This is a genomic window from Hymenobacter endophyticus (genome assembly GCF_032464715.1).
GTDB lineage: Bacteria > Bacteroidota > Bacteroidia > Cytophagales > Hymenobacteraceae > Hymenobacter > Hymenobacter endophyticus.
Window position 1 is genome coordinate 1 of sequence record NZ_JAWDJT010000025.1, and the last position, 4559, is coordinate 4559.

Consider the following 4559-nt stretch of genomic DNA (forward strand, 5'->3'; position numbering starts at 1 on the left):
CCACATCGCCTATTACAACGCCGAGCGACGGCATTCGGCACTCGGCTATCAATCGCCCAACCACTTCGAAACCCAACTCCAAACAACGTCCCAACTCTGTCCGGCTTAGCTAGACCACCTCAGATTTGATTTTGGTAGCCTCAAAGGTATTTATTCCGCATATCTCCGCACCAGCCTCTACAATGGGGACATATGTTTCGTGCCCAATTACAGTGCTCTTGATGTAGCGACTGTAACCCCATCCACAGTTCTTGCCAAGTATGTCAACAGTTATACTGATAATCCCAGCTTACCCCGCGTAAGCCGATACATCGCCCAGGAGCAGATTGGCAGTTCCTTGGCCAATACTGCGCACATCAGCTTCACATCCCGAAATGCCGAGTGGATATTTTCGCAGATGCAAGGCACTGTATTACCCTGCAACGCGGCTGATAATGAATGCGCTGTTACCAACCGAATTACCGGCCCGAATGCCATTTGCCCTGGGCAACAAGCAACCTTTGGTATTCAGAACATCCCTCCCGGTATAAGCGTGCAGTGGAGCATTTCGCCAGCTGGTACAGTTACGCCTCTCAACGGTACCACTGGCTCAACCTTCACCATTTTTGCCCCGTTTTCCAGCTCTGGTGCCGTCATCATCCTTCAAGCACAACTAAGCAATTGCTCACCTCCGATAACCCTAGCCGTTCCCATCAATAATGGCTATGTGGATACTCAGCTGGATCTGCAGGGCGCTCAAAAAGTTTGTCCTTACACTACTGCTGTTGTTCGGGTGGAAGGAGTAAATGTGAGCCCCCCTTATTATTGGACAGAAACCCGCTACCGAAACGGTACGCCCATCCTTACGGGGTCATTCACGACGCAGATTCCAGAATACGCCGTTAGCGTTGATGAAGAAACCGTGGAAGTATCAGTCACAGCTGCCAGCGTCTGCACGGGGACCAACGTTACTGCATCGACGCGTACCATTACCCCGTACATTGATCCGAACGGCGGATTCTACTGCGACCCCACTACTTTCCGAATTGCCCCCAACCCAGCGGATGCTTATGTTGAAATCAGCACCCGTCCCACCAACACACCTGCTCCGACACCACCGGCAGGCCATGCTAACCCGCATGCTTTCAAAGCACAACTGCATGATGGCAATGGAAAGGTTGTAGGGACGGCCGAAACCCAGGTTGGACTTACGCGACTGACAACCGCTACCCTGCCAGCTGGATTGTATCACTTGGTCATCCAACGCGGAAGTAAAGTTGTTCGCCGCAACATCCGCATCCAGCATTAACAAGCACAGTACTCTATTAGGTGGGTGTTAATTCCTTCGGTTGGATATAAGCATACGCCGCACCATGCTGTTGCTCGCTCAATTGCTTAAACCATGAAACTACCTGCTATAGGTGTGCTGCTAGTGCTCTCGTTCTCCGCCGTAGGACAGCATGTAAAGTCTCCCATTAGGGTTGGGATAGCAGCTGGCGTGAACAGACAGTTGCTTAATACCTTCCAGTACGCTAGCTACCGCGATGGAGAATCGATACAGGCAGAGGGAAATTTGGGATTTACGGCAAGCTTGTATGGCCAGAAAGAGTTACGCGACCGGCTCAGCGTGTACCTAGCTCCCAAGTTTATGCACAATCGCTTTAATGCCTCCCTGACGCAAGCCATCCCCGAGTATGCAGTAGTCCGCCACGGGTGGGAGGTCAAGCAATCAGTCTATGCGGCCGCTCTAGGTGTTTCATACATCGTACTGAGGGGTACGAACAAACAACTGTACCTGAAAGCCGGGCTTGTTAATAGCCTGGAGTATCGTACGATGCGCTTCACGGGCGCTGGCTTTTCCTTCACTAGCAACACGTATAACAACATGTATACGCTGCTAGATTACACTCCAGGGAAGTCGCCGCAATGGTTGGCAGGGTCCGAAACGGGTGTAGGCTTGCGGTTGTATGACGGTGTGGACCTTTTCGTTGGCTATACGCACAACTTCACCAGCTCACGGGTTTTAGCATATACAGCAGAAATAGGCAGCGAACGCGGGGCGTCGGATGTGCGGCCCACAGCGGGTGAGCTTACTTCGCGTAACAGCTACGTGTCAGCAGAGGTCATCTTTTGGTTGAACAAGTAATGTTGCATAACAGGCCCTGCATCGCCTGAAAATTCAATCCTATCTATTAAGTAAAAAAGAGCCGCCTACGGTGTAGGCGGCTCTTTTTTACTTCTCCAGCACAGGATAGGGATAGCATGACTATTCTGTGCTGTCAAAACGGGACATCGCTTCCCCAGAATAGTACATATCAAGCGCATCCTTATTTACGGCTCCGCAGTACCTTCAAAAATCCATTTCAATAGGTGTGAAATAGACGTGTAGGTTACTGCCTAGCCTTTGGCCAGGCGGTACCTGGCGTCGGCATCCATACCGATCCCTGGGCCATAGAGGCAGGTGAATCTGGGCTGACTGGCCAGAAAGAGTAGGTGCGGGAGTCAGCCAGTAGAACTTCCGACGTGGTGGCCCCGCAAATCAATAAAATGTGTCAAGTCAGGCAATCCGCTGACTGTGCATCACGCCGGCCATGCTGCGCCTTATCTCGCGCCATGTTCAAAATGGATTCGTGGGAACCCAAAACAGTACATGTTGAATGCTTAATACTACAATTACCTCATCTACCTTGTGTTGCAATAGGTGTGCTGATAGCGCCCGGCCACTGGCCGGGCGTTACCTGTTTACAAGGGGCCGGCCATTTAGGCTTAGTCGATACGCAACTGGACGTAGGCGTACGTGATTCCTTCTTTATGAAAAACCTTCGTCAGCGTTAGCTGCTGCGCGCTGGCCAGTACGTCCCGTAGCCGGTGGACCTGGTCCCCGCCGATGGAAATACTGAAGTCCCGTGAGCCGAACAGATGCTTGGTGACCCAGGGGAAACCACCCAGCCGCTGTTTCACCCGCCGGCACGTTGCCCGTAAATACCGGGTCTGCGTGGCGGAGGCATCCTGATCGATGCGGATGGTATTCAGGCTGCTTGCGCGCATGGAAAGGCAGTTGTGGCCTGCGGCCGTGGATAAAGTTTCAATGCTTCCTGGCGGCCCCGCTCACACCCCGGGTCGCGCAGGAAGGAGATCAGGTACACCAGCCCTTGCCCGCCATTGCGGCGGTCCCAGTACCGCTGATAGGCCGACAGGGTGTGTTCGTCCAGCTCCCGCATCACCTGCCGGATTTGCCAGATAATCTTGGCGGTGTAGCTGCGCCAGTGCGCCACAAAATCCTGCCGCCGCCGGACGTTTTCCGCGTTGGCCTCCTCCCCGGTCGTATAACGGGGCTTTTCCAGTTCCGGGGCACCGAAGAACTGCGTAAACAGGGGCGGGGCAGCGGCCAGCTTCCGTCTATTGCGCTCCTCGACGCGGGCAATCTCCAGTTTGGCCCGTCGCCCGCCGTTGCGGATTTGCCGCTCCGTCATCTGGCCGCTTTCCTTGGCGTAGGGTTTGCCGTGAATGTACCAGCTGCGGCCCGCCACAAAGATGCTCCAGTCCTGCAAGCAGGGCTGCCGCTCACTGCGCGCCATCGGCCGATGGAAGGTAAACGAGCCGGCCGGCCGCCACCCGTCCTTCTCGGTGAGCACGTCGCCCGCCTCGTTTACCTCCAGCACGAATTGCATGGTTTCAAAGGCCCAGCCTTTGACCTCGCGCCCGGCAATCTTGTACTTGACCACATCCCCCACCTGCACCCGATCCTCGACAACTTTCATATCTGCACTCATAGCGTAGATTTCTGATTATTTAGTAGTTATACGATAGAATCCGGTTAATTGTTTATATTTTATATCAACTATTTCAACTTATCACACCGCAATGAGCCCCTTCTTACTGCCCAATTTCCACTGCTGCGGCTCTACGACGACGACCGTTCCATGCAGCAGCGGTTGCCCGACCTTGCCCACCTTGTGGGCCGGCAGAATAAGGGCTGACCCAACAGCATTGAGCGGTAAGGCAGGATAATTCCATTCTCTGGTACCCGCTCCTTCCTGCACTACCAGCCACCACCCGTTGAGCGGGCCGGTCGTGACCGGCTGCATATACAGTTCGTGGCAGTCCAGCCACTTTACCAGGTGCTCTACCGTAATGCCGCCGGCTTCGGCCGGCTGCGGGGTCACTGCTCCATCAGGCGCAATGCACCAAGCCCCAACCTGCTCGGCCGGCCGGAGCTGTTCCAACTGACCGAGGAAAAACGCGTAGGCCTCAGCCGGGCAAGGCCAGCTGCGCCCCGGCGCATCCTGGGTCCGAAACTCCGAAGTGGTGCCCGCCGGGATCAGCTGCTGCCGGCTCATGGTGCACAGCTGCCGGGCATGGAGGTAGTACGCTGCCGGTAGCGGTATATAGGGTGTTGTTAAACAAATAGGGTAAAACCTCCGAGTCCATGGCTAAAAGGGGTTCTTCTTCCCAAAGGATACTGTTGGCGAATTGGTTTCCAGCGGTGAGAGCTACCTTCAGAGGTACCTTAATCGCTTCTGCTGATGAGCCTGCACCCCCAACCCAACGCGCCCGTTCCACCCCAAACGCGCCAGGTC

6 protein-coding genes are annotated in these 4559 nt (G+C 54.7%); 3 read left to right on the forward strand and 3 right to left on the reverse strand.

Annotation, left to right across the window (positions count from 1 at the left end):
• Positions 1-4: 4 nt before the first annotated feature.
• The 3 genes from ROI90_RS21225 to ROI90_RS20990 all read left to right on the forward strand — a co-directional run bounded on the left by ROI90_RS21225 (position 5) and on the right by ROI90_RS20990 (position 2125).
• Positions 5-109, forward strand: coding sequence for a hypothetical protein (locus tag ROI90_RS21225; protein WP_380230173.1), 105 nt, complete (start codon positions 5-7; stop codon positions 107-109).
• A 90-nt stretch (positions 110-199) separates the two neighbouring features.
• Positions 200-1288, forward strand: a complete 1089-nt coding sequence (locus tag ROI90_RS20985) for a hypothetical protein (protein ID WP_316000244.1) — start codon at positions 200-202, stop codon at positions 1286-1288.
• Between the two features lie 93 nt (positions 1289-1381).
• Positions 1382-2125, forward strand: coding sequence for a hypothetical protein (locus ROI90_RS20990; RefSeq protein ID WP_316000245.1), 744 nt, complete (start codon positions 1382-1384; stop codon positions 2123-2125).
• A 620-nt stretch (positions 2126-2745) separates the two neighbouring features.
• On the opposite strand, the gene ROI90_RS20995 is transcribed toward ROI90_RS20990, so the two are convergent.
• From ROI90_RS20995 to ROI90_RS21005, 3 genes are all read right to left on the reverse strand, one after another.
• Positions 2746-3027, reverse strand: a complete 282-nt coding sequence (locus tag ROI90_RS20995; RefSeq protein ID WP_316000246.1) for a hypothetical protein — start codon at positions 3025-3027, stop codon at positions 2746-2748.
• Positions 3009-3752 (reverse strand): hypothetical protein, encoded by a 744-nt coding sequence (locus ROI90_RS21000; protein WP_316000247.1) that lies wholly within the window; start codon positions 3750-3752, stop codon positions 3009-3011. The genes ROI90_RS20995 and ROI90_RS21000 overlap by 19 nt, the downstream gene beginning before the upstream one ends.
• Positions 3753-3833: 81 nt before the next feature.
• Positions 3834-4319: a hypothetical protein gene (locus tag ROI90_RS21005; RefSeq protein ID WP_316000248.1), complete on the reverse strand. Its 486-nt coding sequence runs from the start codon at positions 4317-4319 to the stop codon at positions 3834-3836.
• Positions 4320-4559: the final 240 nt, after the last annotated feature.

Coding starts and splice junctions, on each gene's coding strand:
- ROI90_RS20990 (WP_316000245.1), top strand. CDS start 1,382: ATGAAACTACCTGCTATAGGTGTGCTGCTAGTGCTCTCGTTCTCCGCC.
- ROI90_RS21005 (WP_316000248.1), bottom strand. CDS start 4,319: ATGAGCCGGCAGCAGCTGATCCCGGCGGGCACCACTTCGGAGTTTCGG.
- ROI90_RS21000 (WP_316000247.1), bottom strand. CDS start 3,752: ATGAGTGCAGATATGAAAGTTGTCGAGGATCGGGTGCAGGTGGGGGAT.
- ROI90_RS20995 (WP_316000246.1), bottom strand. CDS start 3,027: ATGCGCGCAAGCAGCCTGAATACCATCCGCATCGATCAGGATGCCTCC.